This is a genomic window from Agrobacterium sp. 22-226-1 (genome assembly GCF_053522345.1).
In genome coordinates, this window is sequence record NZ_JBNWCP010000051.1 from 1 (window position 1) to 1,729 (window position 1,729).

Sequence of the window (1,729 nt, forward strand, 5' to 3'; positions counted from 1 at the left end):
CGCGAACAGGATTGCTGCCCGGCTTTCGTTCGATTGCACGCCCAAAGCCACGTTCATGGGCCTCCCGGTCAATGGCAGGAAGGTTCAGTTCTGCGAGCATGTGTTCTACGAATTTGAGCACATGAAAATCCGCAGGGTCTGGTCGGTCATCGACAAGGCCGCAATCGAACGTCAACTTGGGTGACGGCCTTGGCCTTGCAAAGACATCGGCGGCCGGCAAAGGCCCGTAAAATTACCCTGACGAGCGCGATCGCAAGCGACTTCCCACCGCGCCCGGGCAGTCTCCAGTTTATGCAGACAGTCGCCGAGATCGTGGGCGTTGCACAAAGGTTACATCATTTTTCAGAGAAAACGCATATGAATGATCTCTCATGTAAGGGAGTTCAGAGACTATGAAGAAAATCGTATCGACTATCGCATTCGTGCTCGCCGCATCGACTGCAATGGCGGCCGATGCCGTATCAGAAGTTCCTGCAGCCCCGGCAGCAGACGTTGCACCGCTGTTCAGCTGGACCGGATTTACAGCCGGTGTCCAGGCCGGTTACGGCTGGAATCAAAACGACGCTTCGATCGTGGGCCTTCCAGGTGAAACATCCGCAGACTTTGACGGCGCTCTTGCCGGCGGGTTCGTCGGTTTCAACTATGACCTTGGCAACAGCTGGGTCGTTGGCCTTGAAGCAGACTTCGAAAAGAACTGGGGCGACGATTCCGCCACTATTCTGGGCACAAGCTTCGACTACGGGTTCGACTGGCAGGGCTCGGTCCGCGGCCGCGTTGGCTACGCATTTGACCGTGCACTGGTCTATGGTACCGCAGGCTGGGCCTACGCTCGCGGCTATGCGGAAGTTCCGGGCGTTGCCGACGTGAAGGAAACCTTCAACGGTTACACCGTCGGCGTTGGTCTCGACTACGCATTTACCGACATGGTGTTCGGACGCATCGAGTACCGTTACACCGACTTCGGCGACAAGGATTTCAATTTCGGCGGCGCTGCAATCAACGCAGATGTCGACCAGCATGCAATCCGCGTCGGCCTCGGCGTAAAATTCTGATCCACCCGGACAAGAAACAGCGAAAGCCCGGCCATCGTGCCGGGCTTTTTCCTTGTCCTTTTCCGAAGGCAGGAGAGCGACAAACCGGGGGTAAACAAGTGCGAGCGACCTGTTCGCCACACCTCATGGCACCACAATGATTGAAAACGCCGACCAGCACCGGACACGGTCAGGCACGCTCCCGCCAACCGCCAGCAAACGTCAACCGTTCCCGTCCGCGTTTTCCCCATTGAGCAACTCCTCAAGCAGTTGACGATCGGCATCCCGCAGCGTCATCTGCGGCAGCTGACGCCGCAGCAAGTCGCGCAGCATCCGCACGTCCGGTTCCTCTGCCGATTGTCGAAGTTCACTGACCATCCACGTGCCCAGCAGCATTTTCCGCCGTACCTCAAGCCGCCGTTCGCGTGCGGCAAGCCGTGCCATCAGCGAGCGCTTGCGTGCCTCCAGTTCCTCGATGCGACGGGCAACCGGTTTACGCACCATCACGGGTTACCTCGCAAGCTGTGAGGGCCTTGTTCTCCACCAGCCTCACCCTCACCAGATGACCGCCCTCGCCACAGCGCCGGACGTTTATGGCAGGGCAGGCATCAACGAAACCGCCAAGCCCGGCAAAACCGAAGTGGCGCGGATTGAACGCCGGCTCATGCAGGGCAAGCCAGAGACCGACCTTTGCCAGA

4 protein-coding genes are annotated in these 1,729 nt (G+C 58.9%); 2 read left to right on the forward strand and 2 right to left on the reverse strand.

Annotated elements, in window-relative coordinates; all coding sequences use genetic code 11:
- Positions 1-184: ester cyclase (locus ACQZ5K_RS26980; RefSeq protein WP_448742081.1), on the forward strand; the 184-nt coding region annotated here is incomplete at its 5' end.
- 208 nt (positions 185-392) lie between these two features.
- The gene (locus ACQZ5K_RS26985) at positions 393-1,052 is read left to right on the forward strand and encodes an outer membrane protein (protein WP_060723868.1); all 660 of its coding nucleotides are present in this window, start codon (positions 393-395) and stop codon (positions 1,050-1,052) included.
- Positions 1,053-1,253: 201 nt separating this feature from the next.
- On the opposite strand, the gene ACQZ5K_RS26990 is transcribed toward ACQZ5K_RS26985, so the two are convergent.
- Both ACQZ5K_RS26990 and ACQZ5K_RS26995 read right to left on the reverse strand, forming a co-directional pair.
- Entirely contained in the window at positions 1,254-1,535 is a 282-nt protein-coding gene (locus tag ACQZ5K_RS26990; RefSeq protein ID WP_112357043.1) for a mobilization protein, read from the reverse strand.
- On the reverse strand, positions 1,525-1,729 hold a 205-nt coding region (locus ACQZ5K_RS26995), incomplete at its 5' end, for an OST-HTH/LOTUS domain-containing protein (RefSeq protein ID WP_448742082.1). The genes ACQZ5K_RS26990 and ACQZ5K_RS26995, both read right to left, overlap by 11 nt.

Coding starts and splice junctions, on each gene's coding strand:
- ACQZ5K_RS26985 (WP_060723868.1), top strand. CDS start 393: ATGAAGAAAATCGTATCGACTATCGCATTCGTGCTCGCCGCATCGACT.
- ACQZ5K_RS26990 (WP_112357043.1), bottom strand. CDS start 1,535: ATGGTGCGTAAACCGGTTGCCCGTCGCATCGAGGAACTGGAGGCACGC.